20 protein-coding genes are annotated in these 22,067 nt (G+C 61.3%); 11 read left to right on the forward strand and 9 right to left on the reverse strand.

All coding sequences use genetic code 11. From position 1 onward, the window contains the following. Positions 1-184 precede the first annotated feature (184 nt). From ACM6IT_RS20080 to pcaC, 9 genes are all read left to right on the forward strand, one after another. Positions 185-1,042: a CoA transferase subunit A gene (locus tag ACM6IT_RS20080; RefSeq protein WP_008054173.1), complete on the forward strand. Its 858-nt coding sequence runs from the start codon at positions 185-187 to the stop codon at positions 1,040-1,042. Further along, positions 1,042-1,821 carry a CoA-transferase subunit beta gene (locus ACM6IT_RS20085; RefSeq protein WP_056720807.1) on the forward strand — a complete coding sequence of 260 codons (780 nt, stop codon included), beginning with the start codon at positions 1,042-1,044 and terminating at the stop codon, positions 1,819-1,821. Before ACM6IT_RS20080 ends, ACM6IT_RS20085 begins: the two co-directional genes overlap by 1 nt. After that, complete coding sequence (gene pcaF, locus ACM6IT_RS20090; protein ID WP_414918552.1) at positions 1,818-3,023, forward strand: 3-oxoadipyl-CoA thiolase; 1,206 nt, start codon at positions 1,818-1,820, stop codon at positions 3,021-3,023. The genes ACM6IT_RS20085 and pcaF overlap by 4 nt, the downstream gene beginning before the upstream one ends. A 37-nt stretch (positions 3,024-3,060) precedes the next feature. Continuing rightward, positions 3,061-3,765, forward strand: a complete 705-nt coding sequence (pcaH, locus tag ACM6IT_RS20095; RefSeq protein WP_056720805.1) for a protocatechuate 3,4-dioxygenase subunit beta — start codon at positions 3,061-3,063, stop codon at positions 3,763-3,765. 1 nt (position 3,766) lies between these two features. Then, entirely contained in the window at positions 3,767-4,333 is a 567-nt protein-coding gene (pcaG, locus tag ACM6IT_RS20100) for a protocatechuate 3,4-dioxygenase subunit alpha (protein ID WP_414913837.1), read from the forward strand. 192 nt (positions 4,334-4,525) lie between these two features. Then, positions 4,526-5,830 (forward strand): MFS family transporter, encoded by a 1,305-nt coding sequence (locus tag ACM6IT_RS20105; RefSeq protein ID WP_223541658.1) that lies wholly within the window; start codon positions 4,526-4,528, stop codon positions 5,828-5,830. Positions 5,831-5,875: 45 nt separating this feature from the next. Further along, complete coding sequence (locus ACM6IT_RS20110; protein WP_414918553.1) at positions 5,876-7,240, forward strand: 3-carboxy-cis,cis-muconate cycloisomerase; 1,365 nt, start codon at positions 5,876-5,878, stop codon at positions 7,238-7,240. Between the two features lie 12 nt (positions 7,241-7,252). Then, the gene (gene pcaD, locus ACM6IT_RS20115) at positions 7,253-8,044 is read left to right on the forward strand and encodes a 3-oxoadipate enol-lactonase (RefSeq protein WP_056720799.1); all 792 of its coding nucleotides are present in this window, start codon (positions 7,253-7,255) and stop codon (positions 8,042-8,044) included. A gap of 10 nt (positions 8,045-8,054) precedes the next feature. After that, positions 8,055-8,447, forward strand: coding sequence for a 4-carboxymuconolactone decarboxylase (gene pcaC, locus ACM6IT_RS20120; protein ID WP_414918554.1), 393 nt, complete (start codon positions 8,055-8,057; stop codon positions 8,445-8,447). A 95-nt stretch (positions 8,448-8,542) separates the two neighbouring features. Here pcaC and ACM6IT_RS20125 read toward each other — a convergent pair whose 3' ends face one another. The 4 genes from ACM6IT_RS20125 to emhA form a co-directional block, all read right to left on the reverse strand. Beyond that, positions 8,543-9,802 carry an OprD family porin gene (locus ACM6IT_RS20125; RefSeq protein ID WP_414918555.1) on the reverse strand — a complete coding sequence of 420 codons (1,260 nt, stop codon included), beginning with the start codon at positions 9,800-9,802 and terminating at the stop codon, positions 8,543-8,545. Between the two features lie 337 nt (positions 9,803-10,139). Continuing rightward, the gene (gene emhC / locus ACM6IT_RS20130) at positions 10,140-11,600 is read right to left on the reverse strand and encodes an efflux RND transporter outer membrane subunit EmhC (RefSeq protein WP_056720793.1); all 1,461 of its coding nucleotides are present in this window, start codon (positions 11,598-11,600) and stop codon (positions 10,140-10,142) included. Then, positions 11,597-14,761, reverse strand: coding sequence for an efflux RND transporter permease subunit EmhB (gene emhB / locus ACM6IT_RS20135; RefSeq protein ID WP_414913833.1), 3,165 nt, complete (start codon positions 14,759-14,761; stop codon positions 11,597-11,599). Before emhB ends, emhC begins: the two co-directional genes overlap by 4 nt. 3 nt (positions 14,762-14,764) lie before the next feature. Then, positions 14,765-15,922: an efflux RND transporter periplasmic adaptor subunit EmhA gene (emhA, locus tag ACM6IT_RS20140; protein WP_414913832.1), complete on the reverse strand. Its 1,158-nt coding sequence runs from the start codon at positions 15,920-15,922 to the stop codon at positions 14,765-14,767. A gap of 265 nt (positions 15,923-16,187) precedes the next feature. Between emhA and emhR the strand changes: the two genes are divergently transcribed. Then, a complete protein-coding gene (emhR, locus tag ACM6IT_RS20145) occupies positions 16,188-16,820 on the forward strand; it encodes an efflux system transcriptional repressor EmhR (protein ID WP_223541656.1) in 633 nt (210 codons plus the stop codon). Between the two features lie 260 nt (positions 16,821-17,080). Here emhR and ACM6IT_RS20150 read toward each other — a convergent pair whose 3' ends face one another. From ACM6IT_RS20150 to ACM6IT_RS20160, 3 genes are read right to left on the reverse strand one after another with little or no spacing between them, the layout of a single operon-like run. After that, complete coding sequence (locus ACM6IT_RS20150) at positions 17,081-18,130, reverse strand: alkene reductase (protein WP_056720785.1); 1,050 nt, start codon at positions 18,128-18,130, stop codon at positions 17,081-17,083. Positions 18,131-18,151: 21 nt separating this feature from the next. Next, positions 18,152-19,321 (reverse strand): MFS transporter, encoded by a 1,170-nt coding sequence (locus ACM6IT_RS20155; RefSeq protein WP_056720782.1) that lies wholly within the window; start codon positions 19,319-19,321, stop codon positions 18,152-18,154. 35 nt (positions 19,322-19,356) lie between these two features. Further along, positions 19,357-19,659 carry an ArsR/SmtB family transcription factor gene (locus ACM6IT_RS20160; protein ID WP_007976715.1) on the reverse strand — a complete coding sequence of 101 codons (303 nt, stop codon included), beginning with the start codon at positions 19,657-19,659 and terminating at the stop codon, positions 19,357-19,359. Positions 19,660-19,829: 170 nt separating this feature from the next. Here ACM6IT_RS20160 and ACM6IT_RS20165 point away from each other — a divergent pair, with 170 nt between their 5' ends. Then, positions 19,830-20,408, forward strand: coding sequence for an ACP phosphodiesterase (locus ACM6IT_RS20165; RefSeq protein ID WP_056720780.1), 579 nt, complete (start codon positions 19,830-19,832; stop codon positions 20,406-20,408). A 62-nt stretch (positions 20,409-20,470) separates the two neighbouring features. Here the strand turns inward: ACM6IT_RS20165 and ACM6IT_RS20170 are convergent, their stop codons facing one another. Together ACM6IT_RS20170 and olsB are read right to left on the reverse strand one after the other, a co-directional pair. Next, on the reverse strand, positions 20,471-21,262 hold the full coding sequence (locus tag ACM6IT_RS20170) for a lysophospholipid acyltransferase family protein (protein ID WP_414918556.1): 792 nt from the start codon (positions 21,260-21,262) through the stop codon (positions 20,471-20,473). Continuing rightward, on the reverse strand, positions 21,262-22,017 hold the full coding sequence (gene olsB, locus ACM6IT_RS20175) for an L-ornithine N(alpha)-acyltransferase (RefSeq protein WP_046041475.1): 756 nt from the start codon (positions 22,015-22,017) through the stop codon (positions 21,262-21,264). Before olsB ends, ACM6IT_RS20170 begins: the two co-directional genes overlap by 1 nt. Positions 22,018-22,067: the final 50 nt, after the last annotated feature.

Genomic DNA, 22,067 nt, shown 5'->3' on the forward strand with positions numbered 1-22,067 from the left:
AGGCTGCGATCTTTTGGGGGGCAGGCTATAAAGATAGCCAGGCAACAATATGTTCGATAATCGAACGGTTAGTCGATTATCGGATTGTTTGGCGTTTTGCACGGGCTTAATCTTCAGTCATTCCGGCGCTGCGCATCGGCGCCTTCTTCCACTGTCGGTTAACAATAAACGGGAGCCTGCCCCAATGGCTGAAATCCTTTCGCTGCACGACGCGGTGAAGCAATTCGTAAACGACGGCGATACAGTCGCGCTCGAAGGCTTTACTCACCTGATCCCGACGGCGGCGGGTCACGAAATCATTCGCCAGGGCAAGAAAGACCTGACCCTGGTGCGGATGACCCCTGACTTGATCTACGACCAGTTGATCGGTGCCGGTTGTGCTCGCAAGCTGATTTTCTCCTGGGGCGGCAACCCGGGTGTCGGCTCCCTGCATCGCCTGCGTGACGCCGTAGAGAAACAGTGGCCCCACGCGCTGGAAATCGAAGAACACAGCCATGCCGACCTGGCCAATGCCTACGTCGCCGGCGCTTCCGGCCTGCCATTCGCGGTGTTGCGTGCCTACGCCGGTTCCGACCTGCCGAAGGTCAATCCACTGATCAAATCGGTTACCTGCCCGTTCACTGGCGAAGTGCTGGCCGCCGTGCCTTCGGTGCGCCCGGACATTACCGTGATTCACGCGCAGAAAGCCGACCGCAAGGGCAACGTGCTGCTCTGGGGCATCCTCGGCGTGCAGAAAGAAGCCGCACTGGCCGCCAAACGCTGCATCGTCACCGTTGAGGAAATCGTCGACGACCTCAATGCACCGATGAACTCCTGTGTATTGCCAACCTGGGCCTTGAGCGCGGTTTGCCACGTACCTGGTGGTGCGCATCCTTCCTACGCCCACGGTTACAACGAGCGCGACAACCGCTTCTACCAGGCCTGGGACCCGATTGCCCGCGACCGTGAAACCTTCACCGCGTGGATCAACGAATACATCCACGGCAGCGCTGACTTCAGCGAGTTCCAGGCCAAACTGGCCGCCGCTTCGGAGGCGAAGTAATGACTTACACCACCAATGAAATGATGACCGTCGCCGCCGCTCGCCGTCTGAAGAACGGTTCGGTGTGCTTCGTCGGTATCGGCCTGCCGTCGAAAGCGGCCAACCTGGCGCGCCTGACTTCCTCGCCTGATGTGGTCTTGATCTACGAATCGGGTCCAATCGGTGCCAAGCCAAGCGTACTGCCGCTGTCGATTGGTGACGGTGAACTGGCGGAAACCGCTGACACCGTAGTCCCGACCGGCGAGATTTTCCGTTACTGGCTGCAGGGCGGGCGCATTGACGTCGGCTTCCTCGGCGCGGCGCAGGTCGACCGTTTCGGCAACATCAACACCACCGTCGTGGGTGATTACCACTCGCCGAAAGTGCGTCTGCCAGGTGCCGGTGGCGCGCCGGAGATTGCCGGATCCGCCAAGAGCGTGTTGATTATCCTCAAGCAGTCGTCGCGCTCCTTTGTCGACAAACTGGACTTCATTACCTCGGTCGGCCACGGCGAGGGCGGTGATTCGCGCAAGCGTCTCGGCCTGCCAGGCGCCGGTCCGGTGGGGATCATCACCGACCTGTGCATCATGGAACCGGAGGAGGGCACCCACGAATTCGTGGTCACCGCACTGCACCCGGGCGTGACCCGCGAGCAAGTGGTTGCGGCCACCGGTTGGGCGATTCGCTTTGCCGACCATGTCGAGCAAACCGCCGAGCCGACTGAAGTCGAACTGACCGCGCTGCGCGACCTCGAGGCCCGCACCGCTGCCGCACACGGCCAAGCCCCCGGAGAAGCGTGATGCGTGACGTTTATATCTGCGACGCGATTCGTACCCCCATCGGCCGCTTCGGCGGTGGCTTGTCGACGGTGCGTGCCGACGACCTGGCTGCCGTGCCGATCAAGGCCTTGATGGAGCGCAACCCGTCGGTGGACTGGAACGCCGTGGACGAGGTGTTCCTCGGCTGCGCCAACCAGGCCGGTGAAGACAACCGTAACGTCGCGCGTATGGCGCTGTTGCTGGCGGGCCTGCCGGAAAGTATTCCTGGCGTGACCCTCAACCGCCTCTGCGCTTCGGGCATGGATGCCATCGGCACCGCGTTCCGCGCCATCGCCAGCGGCGAGATGGAGCTGGCGATCGCCGGTGGCGTCGAATCGATGTCCCGTGCGCCGTTCGTGATGGGCAAGGCCGATACCGCGTTTTCGCGCAACATGAAGCTCGAAGACACCACCATTGGCTGGCGCTTCATCAATCCGTTGATGAAAGCGCAGTACGGCGTGGACGCTATGCCGCAGACCGCTGACAACGTGGCCGACGACTACAAGGTGTCCCGCGCCGATCAAGACGCGTTCGCCCTGCGCAGTCAACAACGCACGGCCGCTGCGCAAGCCGCCGGGTTCTTCGCCGAAGAAATCGTTGAAGTGCGCATTGCTCACAAGAAGGGTGAAACCGTGGTCAGCCAGGACGAACATCCTCGCGCCGACACCACCCTGGAAGCCCTGACCAAACTCAAACCGGTCAACGGCCCCGACAAAACCGTCACCGCCGGCAACGCCTCGGGTGTAAACGACGGCGCCGCCGCGTTGATCCTGGCCTCGGCCGAAGCGGTGAAAAAACACGGCCTGACTGCCCGCGCCAAAGTGCTGGGTATGGCCAGCGCCGGTGTTGCCCCGCGTGTAATGGGCATTGGCCCGGTGCCGGCGGTGCGTAAACTGATCGAACGCCTCGGTGTGGCGGTCAGCGATTTCGACGTGATCGAACTCAACGAAGCCTTTGCCAGCCAGGGTCTGGCGGTGCTGCGTGAACTGGGGATCGCGGACGACGCGGCCCAGGTCAACCCGAACGGTGGCGCGATTGCCTTGGGCCATCCATTGGGCATGAGCGGTGCGCGGTTGGTACTGACCGCTTTGCATCAACTGGAAAAAACCGGCGGCAAGAAAGGTCTGGCGACCATGTGCGTCGGTGTTGGCCAAGGTCTGGCTTTGGCGATCGAGCGCGTCTGACGCGCTCTGAAGACTTATAAGAACTGAGGAATGTTTCATGACTGACAAGCCTGGTTACCGTCGTCCGCAGGAAGGCACTCAACCGCCGTACCTGCATCCGACCTACCAATCAACCAACCTGCGCTCGCCGTCGAAACCGTTGGTGTTCCTGCCGCATTCGTTGTCGGAAATTACCGGTCCGACCATCGGCGCCGAGCGCGTCAATGAGAAGGACAGCGACCTGACCGCCCAGCACGAGGGACAGCCACAGGGTGAGCGCATCATCATCCACGGTCGCGTGCTGGATGAAAACGGTCTGCCGGTGCCCGGGATTCTGGTGGAGATCTGGCAGGCCAACGCCGCCGGTCGCTACGCCCATGCCCGCGACCTGCACGACGCACCGTTGGACCCGAATTTCACCGGCACCGGCCGCACCGTGACCGACGCCGATGGCTGGTACCAGTTCCAGACCATCAAGCCTGGTGCCTATCCGTGGGGCAACCACCACAACGCGTGGCGCCCGGCGCACATCCATTTCTCGCTGTTCGGGCCGAGCATCCTGACGCGTCTGGTGACGCAGATGTATTTCCCGGGCGACCCGTTGCTGGCGTACGACCCGATCTACAACTGCGTGCCCGATACCAGTGCCAAGGAGCGCTTGATCGCCGCGTTCGATCTGGAAAAAACCATCCCTTCCTATGCCCTCGGTTATCGCTGGGACATCGTTTTGCGCGGCCGCGACGCCACGCCGATGGAGAAATAAGATGACGCTGACTGCTACCACGTCCCACACCGTCGGGCCGTACTACCACATCGGCCTGACCTGGCTGAACCGCGAAAACCTGACCGTCGAACAAACCCTGGGCGAACGGGTGGCGATCACCGGGCAAGTGGTCGATGGCAATGGCGACATCGTCAACGACGCGATGCTGGAAGTCTGGCAGGCCAACGCCGCCGGCAAGTATGACCACCCGGAAGACGACCAGGACAAACCCCTGGACCCGAACTTCGAAGGCTTTGGCCGGGTGCCGGTGGATGCCGAAGGGCGTTTTCGTTTCACCACCATCAAGCCCGGTACGGTCGAGGGGCTCAAAGGCACGACCCAGGCTCCGCACCTGGTGGTACTGGTGTTTGCCCGTGGCCTGGTCAAGCACTTGCTGACGCGGATTTACTTTGATGGCGAAGCCGCCAACGTCAACGATCCGTTGCTGGAATGCGTGCCGGCCGAGCGTCGCAATACGCTGCTGGCCAAGCGGGATGCGGCGGGTGTGTACCAGTGGAACGTGATTCTGCAGGGCACCGATGCCGAGACGGTGTTCTTCGACTATTAAGTGAACACCATCCCCTTGTGGGAGCGGGCTTGCTCGCGAAAGCGGTATGTCAGGCAACATTTTTATCAACTGACACTACGCCTTCGCGAGCAAGCCCGCTCCCACAGTGGATTTTTGTTGCTGACGTATTGTGGAACGGGAGTGTTGCTAAGTGTGTCTAGACTCTCACTGTCCCCAAAGAGTGAAAAAACAATGACAACACCCACTGCGCCCATAGCTCTTTATACCGGCGAAGAACGCAAGAAGCGGATCTTCGCCATTGTCGGTGCCTCGTCCGGCAACCTGGTCGAATGGTTCGACTTCTACGTCTACGCCTTCTGTGCGATCTATTTCGCACCGGCCTTTTTTCCGTCCGATAACCCCACGGTGCAACTGGTCAACACCGCTGGCGTGTTTGCCGCCGGGTTCCTGATGCGACCGATTGGCGGCTGGATTTTCGGGCGGTTGGCGGACAAGCACGGACGCAAGAATTCGATGTTGATCTCGATTCTGATGATGTGCTTCGGCTCGCTGCTGATCGCCTGCCTGCCGACCTATAACAGCATCGGGGTCTGGGCACCTATCCTGTTGCTGTTCGCCCGTTTGCTGCAAGGCTTGTCGGTGGGCGGTGAGTACGGCACTACCGCGACCTACATGAGTGAAGTGGCGCTCAAGGGCCAGCGCGGTTTCTTCGCCTCGTTCCAGTACGTGACCCTGATCGGCGGCCAGTTGCTCGCGGTGTCGCTGGTGGTGATCCTGCAACAGTTCCTCACCGAAGATGACCTGCGTGCCTACGGCTGGCGGATTCCCTTCGTGGTGGGTGCCATGGCGGCGCTGGTTTCGCTGTATCTGCGTCGTTCGCTGAAAGAAACCACCAGCAAGGAAATGCGCGAAAACAAGGATGCCGGCAGCATCAGCGCGTTGTTTCGCGACCATAAAGCCGCGTTCATCACCGTACTCGGTTACACCGCCGGTGGCTCGCTGATTTTCTACACCTTCACCACGTACATGCAGAAGTACCTGGTAAACACCGCCGGCATGCCGGCCAAGACCGCCAGCTACATCATGACCGGCGCGTTGTTCCTCTATATGTGCATGCAACCGATTTTCGGCATGCTCGCCGACAAGATCGGCCGGCGTAACTCGATGCTCTGGTTCGGCGCCCTCGGCACGCTGTTCACCGTGCCGATCCTGTTGAGCCTGAAAAGCGTGACCAGTCCATTCCTGGCCTTCGTGCTGATTACCGTGGCGCTGGCAATCGTCAGTTTCTACACCTCCATCAGTGGCCTGGTGAAAGCCGAGATGTTCCCGCCCGAGGTGCGTGCACTGGGTGTCGGCCTGGCATATGCGGTGGCGAATGCAATCTTCGGTGGTTCGGCGGAATATGTGGCCTTGAGCCTCAAGGCCGTGGGCATGGAAAACTCCTTCTATTGGTACGTTACGGTGATGATGGCGGTGGCATTCCTGTTCAGCCTGCGCCTGCCGAAACAGCCGAAGTATCTGCAGCAAGACCTTTGATCTTCACGCGCGGGTCGCAAAGGCCCGCGCCTTCAGGAACTGTTTATGAACCAGCGACCGGGCAATCAATTGTTCGATGCCTATTTCACTGCCCGCGATATGCGTGAGGTGTTCTGCGATCAGGGCCGGGTCCAGGCCATGCTCGATTTCGAAGCGGCACTGGCCCGGGCCGAAGCGCGGGCAGGGTTGATTCCGTCGAGTGCTGTCGCGCCGATTGAAGCGGCTTGCCGTGCCGGGCTTTACGACTTTGCGGCGTTGGGCGAGGCGATTGCCACGGCCGGGAATTCGGCGATTCCGTTGGTCAAGGCGCTGGGTAAACAGATCGCGGCCACCGATGCCGAAGCCGAACGCTATGTGCATCTGGGCGCGACCAGCCAGGACGTGATGGACAGCGGCCTGGTGCTGCAACTGCGCCGCGCGCTGGAACTGATCGAAGGCGACCTGGCACAACTGGGGCAGACCCTCGCGTCCCAGGCCCAGCGCTACGCGACCACGCCATTGGCCGGACGCACCTGGCTGCAGCATGCGACGCCGGTCACCCTTGGCATGAAGGTCGCCGGCTGGCTGGGGGCAGTGACCCGCAGTCGTCAACGTTTGGCCGAACTCAAGCCGCGTCTGCTGGTGCTGCAATTTGGTGGCGCGTCCGGAACCCTGGCGGCCCTTGGCGAGCAGGCCATGCCGATTGCCCAAGCGCTGGCCGAGGAGCTGCAACTGACCTTGCCCGATCAGCCGTGGCACACCCAGCGTGATCGCGTGGTGGAGTTCGGCGCCGCGCTCGGCCTGATCGCCGGCAGTCTCGGCAAGCTCGGGCGTGATATCAGCCTGTTGATGCAAACCGAGGCCGCCGAAGTGTTCGAACCCTCGGCGCCGGGCAAGGGCGGTTCCTCGACCATGCCGCACAAGCGTAATCCGGTGGGCGCGGCGGTGCTGATTGGCGCGGCGACGCGTGTGCCGGGTCTGCTGTCGACGCTGTTCAGCGCCATGCCTCAGGAACACGAGCGTAGCCTGGGCCTGTGGCATGCCGAGTGGGAAACCCTGCCGGAGATTTGCTGCCTGGTGTCGGGCAGCCTGCAGCAAGCGCTGTTGATCGCCAAAGGACTGGAAGTGGATGCCGGGCGCATGGCTCGCAACCTCGATTTGACCCAGGGCCTGGTGCTCGCCGAAGCGGTGAGCATCGTCCTCGCGCAGCGGGTTGGGCGCGATACCGCGCACCATCTGCTGGAGCAATGCTGCAAACGCGCCGTTGCCGAACAACGTCACCTGCGCGCGGTCCTCGGCGACGAACCGCAAGTGACCGCCGAGCTGTCGGCGGCTGAACTCGATCATCTGCTGGACCCCGCCCACTATCTCGGTCAGGCCCAGACCTGGGTCGAGCGGGCGGTGGCTGAACATTCTGCATTGACTGCCTGAAGGAGACTTGCTGTGGCTTTTGTACAACTCGCCGAGGGCGAACTGCATTACCAACTCGATGGACCGGTCGATGCGCCGGTGCTGGTGCTGTCCAACTCCTTGGGCACGGACCTGCACATGTGGGACGCGCAGATCCCGGCGTTCACTGAGCATTTTCGCGTGCTGCGTTTCGACACCCGTGGTCACGGCCAGTCGCTGGTGACGCCGGGCCCGTACAGCATCGAGCAACTGGGCCGCGACGTGCTCGCCTTGCTGGATGCCTTGCACATCGAGCGCGCGCATTTCTGCGGATTGTCCATGGGCGGGTTGATCGGCCAGTGGCTGGGGATCAATGCCGGCGGGCGCCTGAACAAACTGATCGTGTGCAACACAGCGGCAAAAATCGGCGATCCGTCGGTGTGGAACCCGCGCATTGAGATGGTGCTGCGCGATGGACAGGCGGCCATGGTTGCCCTGCGCGATGCGTCGATTGCCCGCTGGTTCACCCCGGATTTCTCCGAAGCCAACCCGGCGGCAGCCAAGCAGATTACCGACATGCTCGCGGCCACTTCGCCAGAAGGCTATGCGGCCAACTGCGGGGCGGTGCGCGATGCCGATTTCCGCGATCAGCTGTCTTCGATCAAGGTGCCGTTGCTGGTGATTGCCGGTAGCGAAGATGCGGTAACGCCACCGTCCGGTGGGCATTTTATTCAAGAGCATGTGCACGGGGCCGAGTACGCCGAGTTCTACGCCGCGCACTTGTCCAACGTCCAGGCAGGCAATGCGTTCAGCGAGCGCGTGCTGGCGTTCCTGTCGGCTGACTGAGGGTTTTCCTGTGGATGAGAAACAACGTTACGACGAGGGGATGGAAATCCGTCGCGCGGTCCTCGGCGACGCCCACGTCGACCGCAGCCTGACCGCCCTGACCGAGTTCAACTCGGAGTTTCAGGAAATGATCACCCGCCACGCCTGGGGCGACATTTGGACCCGCCCGGGCCTGCCGCGCCACACCCGCAGCCTGATCACCATCGCCATGCTGATCGGCATGAACCGCGAGGGCGAACTCAAACTGCACCTGCGCGCCGCCGCCAACAATGGCGTGAGCCGTGGCGAGATCAAGGAAGTCATCATGCAGAGTGCAATCTATTGCGGGATTCCGGCGGCCAATGCGACGTTCCACCTGGCCGAGTCGGTGTGGGATGAGTTGGGGGTTGAGTCGCGGGAATAGGGTGGCAGCTTCAAAAAAGATCGCAGCCTGCGGCAGCTCCTACAGGGGTAAGTGAACACCTGTAGGAGCTGCCGCAGGCTGCGATCTTTTGATTTTTAAAGCAGGCTGATCGGATAGCTGATGATCACGCGGTTCTCATCGAACTCGTTGTTGCTGTAGTCGCGGCGCATGGTCGAGTTGCGCCACTTCAGGTTCAGGTCCTTCAGCGCACCGCTTTGCACGGTGTAGCCCAGTTCACTTTCCCGTCCCCATTCCTTGCCGTCGGTGATAGTGCCGGTGTGCACATTGTCACCGCTGATGTAGCGGTTCATCAGGGTCAGGCCCGGTACGCCCACGGCGGCGAAGTTGTAGTCGTGGCGTACTTGCCAGGATTTCTCCTGGGCATTGTCGTAGCTGGAGTTGTAGCTGTCGTTGGCCAGTGTGCCGCCGCTGGTGCCGTTGACCCGCATCCAGGCGTTGTCGCCGGTGAGTTTCTGCAGCCCGACATAGAAGGTGTGGCCGCCGTGCTTGGCCGAAAACAGGCCATACAGGGTCTTGTTGTCCAGCTCGCCGGCCCGGGCGCTGCCGTCATCCTTGCCGTAGAAGAAACCCAGGTTGGCGCCCAGGGTCCAGTCGCCGATCGGCTGGCTGTGGATCAGATTGATGAATTGCTGGCTGTAGATGTCCTTGAGCTCGGCATTCCACAGACCGATCTGGGTGCGCTTGTCGTTGAACACGTATTCGCCGCCCTGAAAGTTGAAACGGTCGGAGGTGAACGCGGCTTTGCCGGTCATCGACATGTCATCCATGCTGCTGTCGTCCCGTGGGCTGTTCTGGCGGAACTGGCCGCCGTAGAGCGTCAGGCCATTGATCTCCTTCGAGGTGATCTGGCCACCACGGAAGGTTTGCGGCAACGAGCGACCGTCGTCCGAACGCAGGATTGGCAACACCGGCATCCACTCGCCGACTTTGACTTCGGTCTGCGACAGCTTGGCCTTGAACGCCACGTTGGTGCGGCCAAAGTTGTCTGCCGGGCGACCGTCATGATTCAGCGGCAGCAGTTGTGTACCGCCGGTGCCTTTACCGCCGTCGAGCTTCACCGAATACAAACCGAGCACATCCATGCCGAACCCGACGGTGCCCTGGGTGAAGCCGGATTTGGCGTCGAGGATGAAACTTTGCGTCCACTCTTCAGCCTTGCCCTGAGCCTTGGTCGGGTTGGTGAAGTTGCGGTTGATGTAGAAGTTGCGCAGGTTCAGGTTGACCTTGGCCCCTTCGACAAAACCCGACTCCTCGGCGTAGGCGGGCAGGGCGGCGCTGGCCAGGGCGGTGGCGATCAGGCCGGGAACGAAATACTGCGCGGTGGAAGACGTCATGAGCTCGGGTCTCTCTAATTCTTGGGGATAAAGCGCGGTGATGCCGCAACCCGGGGTTGCAGACGAATATTTGAAATCAGCACAAAACGAAGCGGGTCAGCCGGAGAGGGCAGGGCGCGGGGGCATGGTGTCGAACCTGTTGTTATTGGTTTTGTGGTTCGGATGGTGCGTGGAATGTACTGGATGGTTCAATCGTAAAAAACGGGTTTTGGGCGATTATCGAACGCAAGATTGATTCGGGTTTTGTGGTGTGTTGGCCGGCCATAGGACAACAAAGATTTTCAGACTGCCAACAAAAAGCCCACCAAAAGGTGGGCTTCGTGTTTTCACAGCGCTATCAGAAGTACTTCATCTTCGGCGCTTCTTCTTTCAACGGCTCGTTCTTCGCCGTCTGTTCGTTCCAGCCACCACCCAGGGCCTTGTACAGGTTGACCTGGCTGACCAACTGCGCCAGACGGTCGGTAATCAACACCTGTTGCGCACTGAACAGCTGACGCTGGGCATCGAGGAAGGTCAGGTTGCTGTCGACACCGATGCGGTAGCGACGCTCGGCCAGGCGGTAGTAGTCCTGGTTGGCATTGACGAAATCTTTCTGCGCCTGCAACTGCTGGACGTAGGTCTGGCGGGCGGCCAGGCCGTCGGCGACTTCCTGGAAGGCCGTTTGAATGGACTTCTCGTAGTTCGCCACGCCAATGTCTTTCTGGATCTTCGAGTAATCCAGGCTGGCGCTCAGGGCGCCGGCGTTGAAGATCGGCAGGTTGATTTGCGGCTGGAACAACCAGGTGCCCGAGCCACCCTTGAACAGACCGGACAGGTCCGGGCTCAGGCTGCCCGCATTGGCTGTGAGGCTGATGCTCGGGAAGAACGCAGCCCGCGCCGCGCCGATGTTGGCATTGGCGGCCTTGAGGTTGTACTCGGCCTGAAGGATGTCCGGACGACGATGCAGCAGGTCCGACGGCAGGCCGGGCGGAACGTCGCTCAGCAGGTCGTCGTCAAGCGGTTTGGCTGCTTGCAGGTTGGCCGGGACGCCGGTACCGAGCAGCAGCACCAGGCTGTTTTCGTCCTGGGCGACCTGACGGGTGTACTTGGCCAGTTGCGCACGGGCGTTTTCCACCGAGGTACGCGACTGCGCCAGGTCCAGGGCCGAGGCGACGCCGACTTCGTTGCTGCGGGCGGTGAGCTTGTAGCTCTCCTCGAAGGCAGCCAGGGTGTCCTGGGTCAGCTTGTACAGTTCCTTGTCGGCCTGCCAGGTCAGGTAGGCATTGGCCACGCTGGCCACCAGGCTGATCTGCGTGCTGCGGCGGCCTTCTTCCGTGGCGAAGTACTTCTGCAGCGCTTCTTCGTTCAGGCTGCGCACCCGACCGAACAGGTCGAGTTCGTAGGCGCTGACGCCAACAGTTGCCGAGTAGGAACTGGTGATGCCTGCTTCGCCGGTCTGCGAAGCGTCAGCCGGAAGCCGCTGACGGCTGCCGGTGCCGTTGGCCGAGACGGCCGGGAACAGATCGGCACGGGAGATGCGGTATTGAGCCGCAAACGCGTCGATGTTCAGGGCCGCGACACGCAGGTCACGGTTGTTTTCCAGGGCCACCTGGATCAGCTGTTGCAGCGCCGGGTCATGGAAAAACTGCTTCCAGCCCTGCTCGGCAGCCGCTTGCGCCGGTGCCTGGGCCGGCGAGTATGCCAGGCCCTGCGGGTACTGGCCCGCCACCGGCGCTTCGGGCTGCTGATAATCAGGTATCAGCGAGCAGCCACCGAGCACGAAGGCGGCGACTGCCAGGGAGAGTAGCGACTTGCTCATTGGCCAGCCTCTTTAGGAGTTTCAGTAGCATCATCCTGGTCGGCGATTTTGCGCTGGCCTATGGACGACACGGTGACGAAGAACAGCGGGACCCAGAAGATCGCCAGCACAGTCGCCGTGATCATACCGCCGATCACGCCGGTACCGATTGCATGCTGGCTACCGGAACCTGCGCCCGTGGATATCGCCAGTGGTACCACACCGAGGACGAAGGCGAGCGAGGTCATGATGATCGGTCGCAGACGCATGCGGCAGGCCTCGATCGCTGCATCGCGCAGGCTACGCCCTTGTTCGTGCAGTTCCTTGGCAAATTCGACAATCAGAATGGCGTTTTTCGCCGCCAGACCGATAGTCGTCAACAAACCTACCTGGAAGTACACGTCGTTGGACAAACCGCGCAGGCTAGTGGCCATCAGTGCACCGATGATCCCCAGCGGCACCACCAACATCACCGCGATCGGAATCGACCAGCTTTCATACAACGCCGCCAGGCACAGGAACACCATCAGCAGCGACAGGGCGTACAGCGCCGGTGCTTGCGAACCGGACAGACGCTCTTCATACGACAGGCCGGTCCAGGAAATACCGACACCCGCCGGCAGTTTCCTGGCGATGGCTTCGACTTCGAGCATGGCTTCACCGGTGGAGTATCCCGGAGCCGGGGCGCCGAGGATTTCCATCGCTTCCACGCCGTTGTAACGGGCCAGTTTCGGCGAACCGTAGATCCACTCGCCCTTGGCGAACGCCGAGAACGGAACCATGGTGCCGGTGGCGTTACGCACGTACCACTTCTGCAGGTCTTCAGGGCTCATGCGAGCACCGGGCTGGCCTTGCACGTAAACCTTCTTCACACGACCGCGGTCGATGAAGTCGTTGACGTAGCTACTGCCCAAGGCAATCGACAACGTGTTGTTGATGTCAGCGATGGTCACGCCCAGGGCGCTGGCCTTCTCGTCATCGATCTCCAACTGGTATTGCGGTTCGTCGTTCAGGCCGTTCGGACGGACCTGGGACAGGATCTTGCTTTGCGCCGCCATGCCGAGGAACTGGTTGCGCGCCTGCATCAGTTTTTCGTGGCCGATACCGGCACGGTCCTGCAGGAACACGTCGAAACCGGTGGCGTTACCCAGTTCCAGTACCGCTGGTGGCGCGAAGGCGAACACCATGGCATCGCGGAAGGTGAAGAAGTGCTGCTGGGCACGGGCCGCCACCTTGAACACGTTGTTGTCGGCGTTACGTTCGTCCCACGGACGCAGCATGATGAACGCCATGCCCGAACTCTGGCCACGGCCGGCGAAGTTGAAGCCGGTCACGGTAAACACCGAGTTCACCGCATCGCCTTCGCCGCCATCCTTGCCAGGGCGCAGCAGGAATTCACGCATTTCATCCACCACCACCTGGGTGCGCTGGGCCGTGGAGCCGGCCGGGGTCTGCACCTGGGCGAACAGTACACCCTGGTCTTCTTCCGGCAGGAACGCCGTTGGAATGCGGGTGAACAGCCAGATCATGCCCACCACGATCAGCAGGTACGCCAGCAGATACGGGATCTTGCGCTGCAGGATATTGCCGACACCGCGTTCGTAGCCGCGAACGCCGCGGTCGAAATTGCGGTTGAACCAGCCAAAGAAACCACGCTTGGGTACACCATGCTCGCCTTTCGGGATCGGTTTGAGCATGGTGGCGCAAAGCGCCGGGGTGAAGATCAGCGCGACCAGTACCGACAGGGCCATGGCCGAGACGATGGTGATCGAGAACTGCTTGTAGATCACACCGGTGGAGCCGCTGAAGAACGCCATCGGCAACAGAACCGCCGACAGCACCAGGGCGATACCGACCAGTGCGCCCTGGATCTGGCCCATGGATTTCTTGGTGGCTTCCTTGGGCGACAGGCCTTCTTCGCTCATTACCCGTTCGACGTTTTCCACCACGACGATGGCGTCGTCCACCAGCAAGCCGATGGCCAGCACCATGCCGAACATGGTCAGGGTGTTGATGCTGAAGCCGGCGGCCGCGAGGATCCCGAACGTACCGAGCAATACCACCGGCACAGTCATCGTGGTGATGATGGTGGCGCGGAAGTTTTGCAGGAACAGGAACATCACCAGGAACACCAGTGCGACCGCTTCGACCAGGGTGTGAACCACGCCCTTGATCGATTCGGTCACCACCGGGGTGGTGTCGTACGGGAACACCACTTCCATCCCTTCAGGGAAGAAGGGCTTGAGGCTGTCGATGGTCGTGCGCAGGGCTTTTGCGGTGTCGAGAGCGTTGGCACCGGTGGCCAGTTTCACCGCCAGGCCGGAAGCCGGGGCGCCGTTGAACTGGGCGTTGATGCTGTAGTTCTCGCCACCCAGGCCGACTTCGGCGACATCCTTGAGGCGAACCTGGGAACCGTCCTTGTTGACCTTGAGCAGGATCTTGTCGAATTGCTCCGCGGTCTGCAGGCGGGTCTTGCCGATGATGGTTGCGTTCAGCTGGGTGCCGGGCAGGGCAGGCAGGCCGCCGAGCTGGCCGGACGACACCTGGACGTTTTGCGCGGCGATAGCGGTCTTGACGTCGATCGGGGTCAGGTTGAAGTTGTTCAACTTGGCCGGGTCGAGCCAGATACGCATGGCGTACTGCGAACCGAACACCTGGAAGTCACCGACACCGGCGGTCCGCGAGATCGGGTCCTGCATGTTCGACACGATGTAGTTGGACAGGTCGTCCTTGGTCATGCTGCCGTCACGCGACACCACGCCGATCACCAACAGGAAGTTCTTCACCGCCTTGGTGACGCGGATACCCTGTTGCTGCACTTCTTGCGGCAGCAGCGGGGTGGCCAGGTTCAGCTTGTTCTGGACCTGAACCTGCGCGGTATCGGAGTTGGTGCCTTGCTCGAAGGTCGCGGTAATGGTCATGGTGCCGTCGGAGTTACTTTCCGACGAGACATAACGCAGGTGGTCGATACCGTTGAGCTGTTGCTCGATCACCTGAACCACGGTGTCCTGAACCGTTTGTGCCGAAGCACCCGGGTAGGCCACGGAGATCGCAATCGCCGGAGGCGCAATGCTCGGGTACTGGTTGATCGGCAACCGGAGGATCGATAGTGCCCCGACCAACATGATCACCAGGGCAATTACCCAGGCGAAAATCGGACGGTCGATAAAAAATTTCGACATGGTTTACTCCCCTTTGCCGCCAGACGCTTTATCAGCTGCCTGGGCGGGGGCCGGGTTCTTTGCGGCTACGTTGGTCGCTTCACTGGCCTTGACTTCGATGCCGGGTTTGACGAATTGCAGACCTTCGGTGATCAGGCGATCGCCGGCCTTCAGGCCGTCTTCGATCAGCCATTGGTTGCCGACGGTGCGGTTGGCCTTGAGTTGACGCAGTTCGACCTTGTTGTCCGGGCCGACAACCAGTGCGGTTGGCGTCCCCTTGAGATCGCGGGTCACGCCTTGTTGCGGGGCCAGGATCGCCGCGCTGTTCACACCGGCCAGCAACTTGGCGTGCACGAACATGCCAGGCAGAAGGGTGTGGTCAGGGTTCGGGAAGATGGCGCGCAGGGTGACAGAACCGGTGGTCTGGTCAACCGAGATTTCGGAGAACTCCAGCTTGCCGTCCAGCTTGTACTCGCTGCCGTCTTCGAGGGTCAGCTTGACCGAGGCTGCGTTATCGCCGGCCTTTTGCAGGCGACCGCTTTCCAGCTCACGGCGCAGTTGCAGCAACTCGACCGAGGACTGCGTCACGTCGACGTAGATCGGGTCGATTTGCTGGATCACCGCCATCGCGTCGACCTGGGCATTGCTGACCAGCGCGCCTTCGGTCACCGAGGAGCGGCCGATGCGGCCGGTCAGCGGGGCATAGACCTTGGTGTAGCGCACGTTGATCTGTGCGGTCTGCAGCGCGGCTTCCGATTGCAGGCGATTGGCCACGGCAGTGTCGTATTCCTGACGGCTTACGGCTTGTTCGTCGACCAGTTGCTTGTAGCGGTCGGAAATCGACTTGGTCGAACGCAGGTTGGCTTCGGCGCTGGCGAGCGTTGCTTCATAAATCGACGGGTCGATCTGATAGAGCTGCTGGCCGGCCTTGACGTCACTGCCTTCCTTGAACAGGCGCTTGAGAATGATGCCGTTGACCTGCGGGCGGACTTCGGCAATGCGGAACGCACTGGTACGGCCTGGCAGATCGGATGTCAGGGTGAAAGCTTGCGGTTGCAGAGTCACGACGCCGACCTGAGGCGGTGGGGCGGCCGGTGCTGCCTCTTCCTTTTTGCATCCGCTGAGCAGCGATGCCAGGGCGACGGCGGCGACCAGAGCGGTAACAGCTGGCTTGAATTGCATGAAAATCCTCGGGTCAGGCGCGCAAGGTGCGCACTAGAAAGGTGGAAGGTTGAAAAATGTTTGCCGAGTGGATAAGTAGCTTGCTAAGGAATATACTTACGTACATGGCTGTTTGTAAATACCCAGGCTATGTACCCGCGCCGTTACACAAGCCGTTGAAAGGTTGAAATTGTAGGCCGGGGACGCCCCCCCAGAACGTTCGCCCCACTTTTATTCAGCCGATGTTCAGGCATCGCTGAAGCACCCTGATTGAGGTTGTACTGCCATGGTCCGTCGTACCAAAGAGGAAGCTCAGGAAACCCGCGCGCAAATTCTCGTGGCGGCCGAAAAGGCCTTTTACGAGCGAGGCGTGGCGCGTACCACCCTGGCGGACATCGCGACCCTGGCCGGCGTCACTCGAGGGGCCATCTACTGGCATTTCAGCAACAAGGCGGATCTGGTGCAGGCCATGCTCGACACCCTGCATGAGCCGCTGGAAGAAATGGCCAAGGCCAGCGAGAGCGAAGACGAACTCGATCCCCTGGGCTGCATGCGCAAGCTGTTGATTCATTTGTTTCATCAAATTGCGCTGGACCCGAAAACCCGACGCATTAACGAGATTCTTTTTCATAAGTGCGAATTCACCAATGAAATGTGCGATCTGCGCCAACAACGGGTGTCAGCCAGCCTCGAATGTAATGTGCGGATCGGCCTGGCCCTGAGCAATGCCGTGAACCGTGGCCAGTTGCCGGAAAACCTCGACACTGCCCGCGCCGCGATCAGCTTGCATGCTTATATTGATGGCATCCTGTACCAGTGGCTGCTGGCCCCCGACAGTTTTGAATTGCACGCCGAAGCCGAGCGTTGGGTCGATACCGGTCTGGATCTGTTGCGCTTTAGCCCCAGCCTGCGCAAATAAAGCAAAATGCGTAATCGGCGCCTTGTGTGTCAACCGTTGAAGCCGAAGATGAACAGTTCTTCACGCGCCCTTCCACAATGGGGTGCTTTTATATACTTACAGTCGGCAGGTTGACAGGTAGCAAGCTCAGTAAATTGTAGGGAATTTGTGTCGAGTGCTGTGAGTACCTGCCGATGATCGTGGGGACAGTGTCAAACCGTCACATATTAAAAAGCCCCGGCTCTTTCGAGTCGGGGCTTTTGGTTTTCAACAGTTGTCGATTACAGCGTCGGGTAGTCGATGTAACCAACCGGACCCGGGGCGTAGAACAGTTCCGGGCGCGCTTCGTTCAGCGGTGCATCAGCCTTCAAACGTGCCGGCAGGTCAGGGTTGGCAATGAAAGGTACGCCGAATGCGACTGCATCGGCCTTGCCGCTGGCGAGCAACGCGTTGGCGCTGTCCTTGGTGAAACGCTCGTTGGCAATGTAGGGGCCGCCGAAGGCTTCCTTGAGTTGTGGACCGAGGCTGTCGGCACCTTCTTTCTCCCGCGAGCAGATGAAGGCAATGCCACGCTTGCCCAGTTCGCGAGCGACGTAGGTGAAGGTTTCGGCCAGGTTGTCGTCACCCATGTCATGCAGGTCGGCGCGTGGCGACAGATGCACGCCCACACGGCCGGCCCCCCAGGTTTCGATCGCCGCGTCAGTCACTTCCAGCAGCAGGCGGGCACGGTTTTCCAGGGAGCCGCCGTAGTTGTCGGTGCGCTGGTTGGTGCTGCTTTGCAGGAACTGGTCGAGCAGGTAACCGTTGGCGGCATGGATTTCCACACCGTCGAAGCCGGCGGCCTTGGCGTTCTCGGCGCCGACGCGGTAAGCGTCGACGATGTCGGCGATTTCAGCGGTTTCCAGGGCGCGCGGCACCGGGAAGTCGGCCAACGGACGCACCAGGCTGACGTGGCCCTTGGGCTGGATGGCGCTCGGGGCGACCGGGGCTTCATCGTTCAGGTACAAACCGTGGGAAATGCGACCCACATGCCACAGTTGCAGGAAGATCTTGCCGCCCGCGCCATGGATCGCCTTGGTCACGTTGGACCAGCCACGCACCTGATCGTTGGACCAGATGCCCGGGGTGTCCGGGTAGCCGACGCCCATTGGCGTGACCGAAGTGGCTTCGCTGAGGATCAGGCCGGCGGAGGCGCGTTGCACGTAGTACTCGGCCATCAGCGCGTTGGGCACGCGACCTTCGTCGGCGCGGCAGCGGGTCAGTGGCGCCATGATGATGCGGTTGGCCAACTCGAGGTCGCCCAGTTTGATCGGATCGAAAATAGTCGTCATTTAATGGCTCTCTTTTGGAGATCAGTTAGAAGTAGCTGGGGCCAGATCGGGATTGCCGCTCTGACGGAAAGTAATCAGGGTCACCAGCAGGGCGAGTACCGCCAGTACGGCTGCCGCGAGGGGCACGCTGGTCAGGCCGAAGCCGTGGGCGATCACGCTGCCGCCGACCCAGGCACCCACGGCGTTGCCGATGTTGAAAGCGCCAATATTCAGGGTTGACACCAGGTTCGGTGCGGCCTTGCCGAAGGTCACCACGTTCACTTGCAGCGCCGGTACGGCGGCGAAGCACGCGGTGGCCCAGAGGAACAGGGTGATTTCGGTCGGGATCAGCGCGACGCTGGTCCAGGTCAGCACGGTGGACACCACGGCCATGGTGATGAACACGCCGATCAGCGTCGCGGCCATGCCTTTGTCGGCCAGCTTGCCGCCGATGATGTTGCCGACCGTCAGGCCCAGGCCGATGAGCATCAGGGTCCAGGTCACGCCACGGGGCGAGACGCCGGTCACTTCACCCAGCAGCGGGGCGACGTAGGTGAACAGGGTGAACACCGACGCGGCAAACAGCGCGGTCATGCTCAGGGACAACCAGATACCGCCGCCCTTGAGTGCGGCCAGTTCGGCGCGCATGTCGAGTTTTTCTTCATCACGCTTGGCCGGCAGGAAGCGGATCAAGCCGATCAGTGCGATCACACCGATCACGGTCACGGCCCAGAAGGTCGAACGCCAGCCGGCTTCCTGACCGAGGGCGGTGCCCAGCGGTACGCCGAGGACGTTGGCCAGGGTCAGGCCGGTGAACATCAGGGCCACGGCCGAAGCGCGTTTGTTCGCAGGCACCAGTCCGGCGGCTACCACCGAACCGATACCGAAGAAGGCGCCGTGGCACAGGGCGGTGACCACACGGGCGAACATCAGGACGTTGTAGTCGCCGGCGACTGCGCAAAGCAGGTTGCCGACAATGAAGATGCCCATCAACGCCACCAGGGCTGCCTTGCGCGGCAGTTTGGCGGTGGCCAGCGCCATGAACGGCGCACCGATGGCCACGCCCAGGGCGTAACCGGTCACCAGCCAGCCGGCACCGGGAATCGACACACCGAGGTCAGCCGCCACGTTGGGCAGCAGGCCCATGATGACGAACTCGGTGGTGCCGATGGCGAAGGCGCTCAAGGCGAGGATGAGTAGCGAGAGGGGCATTGGTTAATTCCTTGTCGGCTGGCTGACGTTAAGGGTCAGAGCTCTTTGTTGAATATGCGGAGGAACTCCTGAATGGTTTCCTCGTTACGTTTGAAAAAATGCCACTGGCCGACTTTACGGCTGCTGATCAGGCCGGCGCGTTGCAGGGTCGCCAGGTGTGCGGACACCGTGGACTGCGACAGGCCGCAACGTTGATCGATCTGCCCGGCGCAAACGCCGTGCTCGTTACTATGGGACTGGTCGGGAAATTCGACGGTCGGGTCCTTGAGCCAGTGCAGGATTTCTCGCCGTACTGGGTGTGCCAGGGCTTTTATTATTTCGTCGAGATTGATGGTCATGATGTGGGCTCGTGATGTTTAAAACGCTATATCGCGATGAGGCGAACTTTAAATCGGTATTTCGCGATATACAAATATGATTTGGCTCTGACCAGCTCACATTTCGGTATATCGAGTTATAACGATATGGTGAGTGTAACAAGACAAGGGGGCAGTGCTAAGCTGCGCCCATGAACTATCTCGCACATCTTCACCTCGGTGGCCAGCGTCCTGGCCAATTGCTCGGCAGTCTGTATGGCGATTTCGTCAAGGGACGGCTGCAAGGGCAGTTCGCTCCGGAAATCGAGGGGGCTATCCAGTTGCACCGCAGCATCGACGTGTTCACCGATCGCCATCCGCTGGTGGACGTCGCGTTGTCGCGTTTTTCCCTGACCCGTCGTCGCTACGCGGGGATCGTGCTCGACGTGTTTTTCGACCATTGCCTGGCTCGTGACTGGACTCTGTACGCCGACCGGCCGCTGGAGCTGTTCACTTCAGACGTGTACCGGGTGCTGTCCAGCGAACGACAACTGCCGGAGCGGCTGGCGAAGATTGCGCCGCACATGGTGGCCAATGACTGGCTGGGTTCGTATCAGGAATTCGAAGTGCTGGAGCAGGTGTTGCGCGGGATCTCGCGGCGCCTGACCCGGCCGGAAGAGCTGGCGGCGGCGATGCAGGAGTTGCGGCGGTTGTATGAACCGTTGAGCGAGGACTTTCGGTTGTTCTATCCGCAGCTGCAGGATTTTGCCCGGAACTATCCAACACCATAGAACCCCTGTGGGATCGCCGCACCGCCGCTCCCACAGGGTTTACTGTTGAATCGGAGATTGAATCAAGCCGCAATGGCAGGGCGCATCGGTGCGCGCTGAGGTTCTGCGACAGCTCCAAACAACGCCTTCTGCACCGCCTGCTGTGCCTCGAACGCCAGGGCCGCGCGCTCCCGACCTTCGCAAGCGATTGGCTTGAGCAGATGAATCTCCACGCCGCCACGGTCATTGGCAAACAAGCGCATCAGATGCGAAAGCAAGTCATCGTCGCCAATGAACGGCGCCAGCGCGCAAGGCTGGCCATCACGCACATAACGAATCGCCACCGGCTGCATCGCCACATCGGAGTCGATGGCGGCGGACAGCAGGCGGCCGTGGAAAGTACGCAGCGAACGGCCGTCGGTGGTGGTGCCTTCCGGAAACATCAGCAGGGGGTGTGCCTGTTCCAGGTGACGGGTCATCTGCTTGCGGATCAACTGGCTGTCACCCGAGCCACGGCGGATAAACAGGCTGCCGGCCTTGGCCGCCAACCAGCCGGCCACCGGCCAGGTGCGCACTTCGGCCTTGGACAGGAACGACAGCGGCGTGAGCATCCCCAGCAACGGGATGTCGGTCCAGGACACGTGGTTGCTGACCCACAGCATCGGCGTCTTCGGCAGCTCGCCGTGGACGGTCACGTCGAAGGGCAGGGCGTTGCTCAGGCGGGCCATGAAAAAACGCGACCAGCGCTGACGACGCGCCATCGAGTGGGCCAGGCCCAGGCGCTCGAACAGCCCGAACACACTGGCCATACAAAGGCCCAGCGTCACCACCAGCAGCACTCGCGCGATTCGCGCGTACACCCGCAGCCGGCTCATTACACAGCCGCCTTGAAGTGTTTGGCGTAACGCGGGCACAGCTCGTCGCGTTTGAGCAGGATGAACACGTCGGCGACCTGGAAATCTTCGTCCCAGCATGGCTCGCCGCAGATCTTTGCGCCCAGGCGCATGTAGGCCTTGAGCAGCGGTGGCATTTCGGCAATCACGTTCGACGGGATGGCCAGGCTCGGCAGCGGGTTTTTCGGTTCGGCGCGCAGGTGTTCGGTGCACAGGTAGCGTTCGCGCAGACGCTGCATGATCGCGTGGGCCTGTACACCGCCGTCCTGCATCGGAATGCTCGCGCAACCCATCAGGTAGCTGTAGCCGCCCTGGTTCAGGACTTCGGCCAGCTCGCCCCAGAGCACGGCGATGGTGCCGCCGTTGCGGTAGGCCGGGTCGACGCAGGTGCGACCGATTTCCAGGATCGGGCCTTGCAGGTGCACCAGGCCGTGGAGGCTGAATTCTTCTTCGCTGTAGAATTTGCCCAGGCTGCTGGCAGCCGTGTGGTCGAGCAAACGGGTGGTCGCCACCAGACGGCCGGTATTCAGGTCACGCACACCGATGTGGGCGCAGTGAACGTCGTAGTCATCCATGTCCAGACCCAGTTCCGCGCCTTTCAGCTTGGCGTTGAACTCACCGCTGAACACGTTGAAGCGCAAGGCCTGGGCCTCCTGCAATGCCTCGGCGCCCACCAGGCGTTCGGCTTGCAGGCGGCGTTCGTTGCCGGTGTCGCTGATGCGGGCGATCTGAGTCATGGCGAATCTCCGTGCGGGCTGCTCACCTGTCTTTGGGCTACAGCGAATCG

Origin of the sequence: Pseudomonas sp. IT-P4 (assembly GCF_949767755.1) — a bacterium.
Classification (GTDB): Bacteria; Pseudomonadota; Gammaproteobacteria; order Pseudomonadales; family Pseudomonadaceae; genus Aquipseudomonas; species Aquipseudomonas monachiensis.

Excerpts from the sequence above, each read along its gene's own strand:
- ACM6IT_RS20080 (WP_008054173.1), top strand. The coding sequence starts at position 185 with ATGGCTGAAATCCTTTCGCTGCACGACGCGGTGAAGCAATTCGTAAAC.
- ACM6IT_RS20085 (WP_056720807.1), top strand. The coding sequence starts at position 1,042 with ATGACTTACACCACCAATGAAATGATGACCGTCGCCGCCGCTCGCCGT.
- pcaH (WP_056720805.1), top strand. The coding sequence starts at position 3,061 with ATGACTGACAAGCCTGGTTACCGTCGTCCGCAGGAAGGCACTCAACCG.
- pcaG (WP_414913837.1), top strand. The coding sequence starts at position 3,767 with ATGACGCTGACTGCTACCACGTCCCACACCGTCGGGCCGTACTACCAC.
- ACM6IT_RS20105 (WP_223541658.1), top strand. The coding sequence starts at position 4,526 with ATGACAACACCCACTGCGCCCATAGCTCTTTATACCGGCGAAGAACGC.
- ACM6IT_RS20110 (WP_414918553.1), top strand. The coding sequence starts at position 5,876 with ATGAACCAGCGACCGGGCAATCAATTGTTCGATGCCTATTTCACTGCC.
- ACM6IT_RS20125 (WP_414918555.1), bottom strand. The coding sequence starts at position 9,802 with ATGACGTCTTCCACCGCGCAGTATTTCGTTCCCGGCCTGATCGCCACC.
- emhC (WP_056720793.1), bottom strand. The coding sequence starts at position 11,600 with ATGAGCAAGTCGCTACTCTCCCTGGCAGTCGCCGCCTTCGTGCTCGGT.
- emhB (WP_414913833.1), bottom strand. The coding sequence starts at position 14,761 with ATGTCGAAATTTTTTATCGACCGTCCGATTTTCGCCTGGGTAATTGCC.
- emhA (WP_414913832.1), bottom strand. The coding sequence starts at position 15,922 with ATGCAATTCAAGCCAGCTGTTACCGCTCTGGTCGCCGCCGTCGCCCTG.
- emhR (WP_223541656.1), top strand. The coding sequence starts at position 16,188 with ATGGTCCGTCGTACCAAAGAGGAAGCTCAGGAAACCCGCGCGCAAATT.
- ACM6IT_RS20150 (WP_056720785.1), bottom strand. The coding sequence starts at position 18,130 with ATGACGACTATTTTCGATCCGATCAAACTGGGCGACCTCGAGTTGGCC.
- ACM6IT_RS20155 (WP_056720782.1), bottom strand. The coding sequence starts at position 19,321 with ATGCCCCTCTCGCTACTCATCCTCGCCTTGAGCGCCTTCGCCATCGGC.
- ACM6IT_RS20160 (WP_007976715.1), bottom strand. The coding sequence starts at position 19,659 with ATGACCATCAATCTCGACGAAATAATAAAAGCCCTGGCACACCCAGTA.
- ACM6IT_RS20165 (WP_056720780.1), top strand. The coding sequence starts at position 19,830 with ATGAACTATCTCGCACATCTTCACCTCGGTGGCCAGCGTCCTGGCCAA.
- ACM6IT_RS20170 (WP_414918556.1), bottom strand. The coding sequence starts at position 21,262 with ATGAGCCGGCTGCGGGTGTACGCGCGAATCGCGCGAGTGCTGCTGGTG.
- olsB (WP_046041475.1), bottom strand. The coding sequence starts at position 22,017 with ATGACTCAGATCGCCCGCATCAGCGACACCGGCAACGAACGCCGCCTG.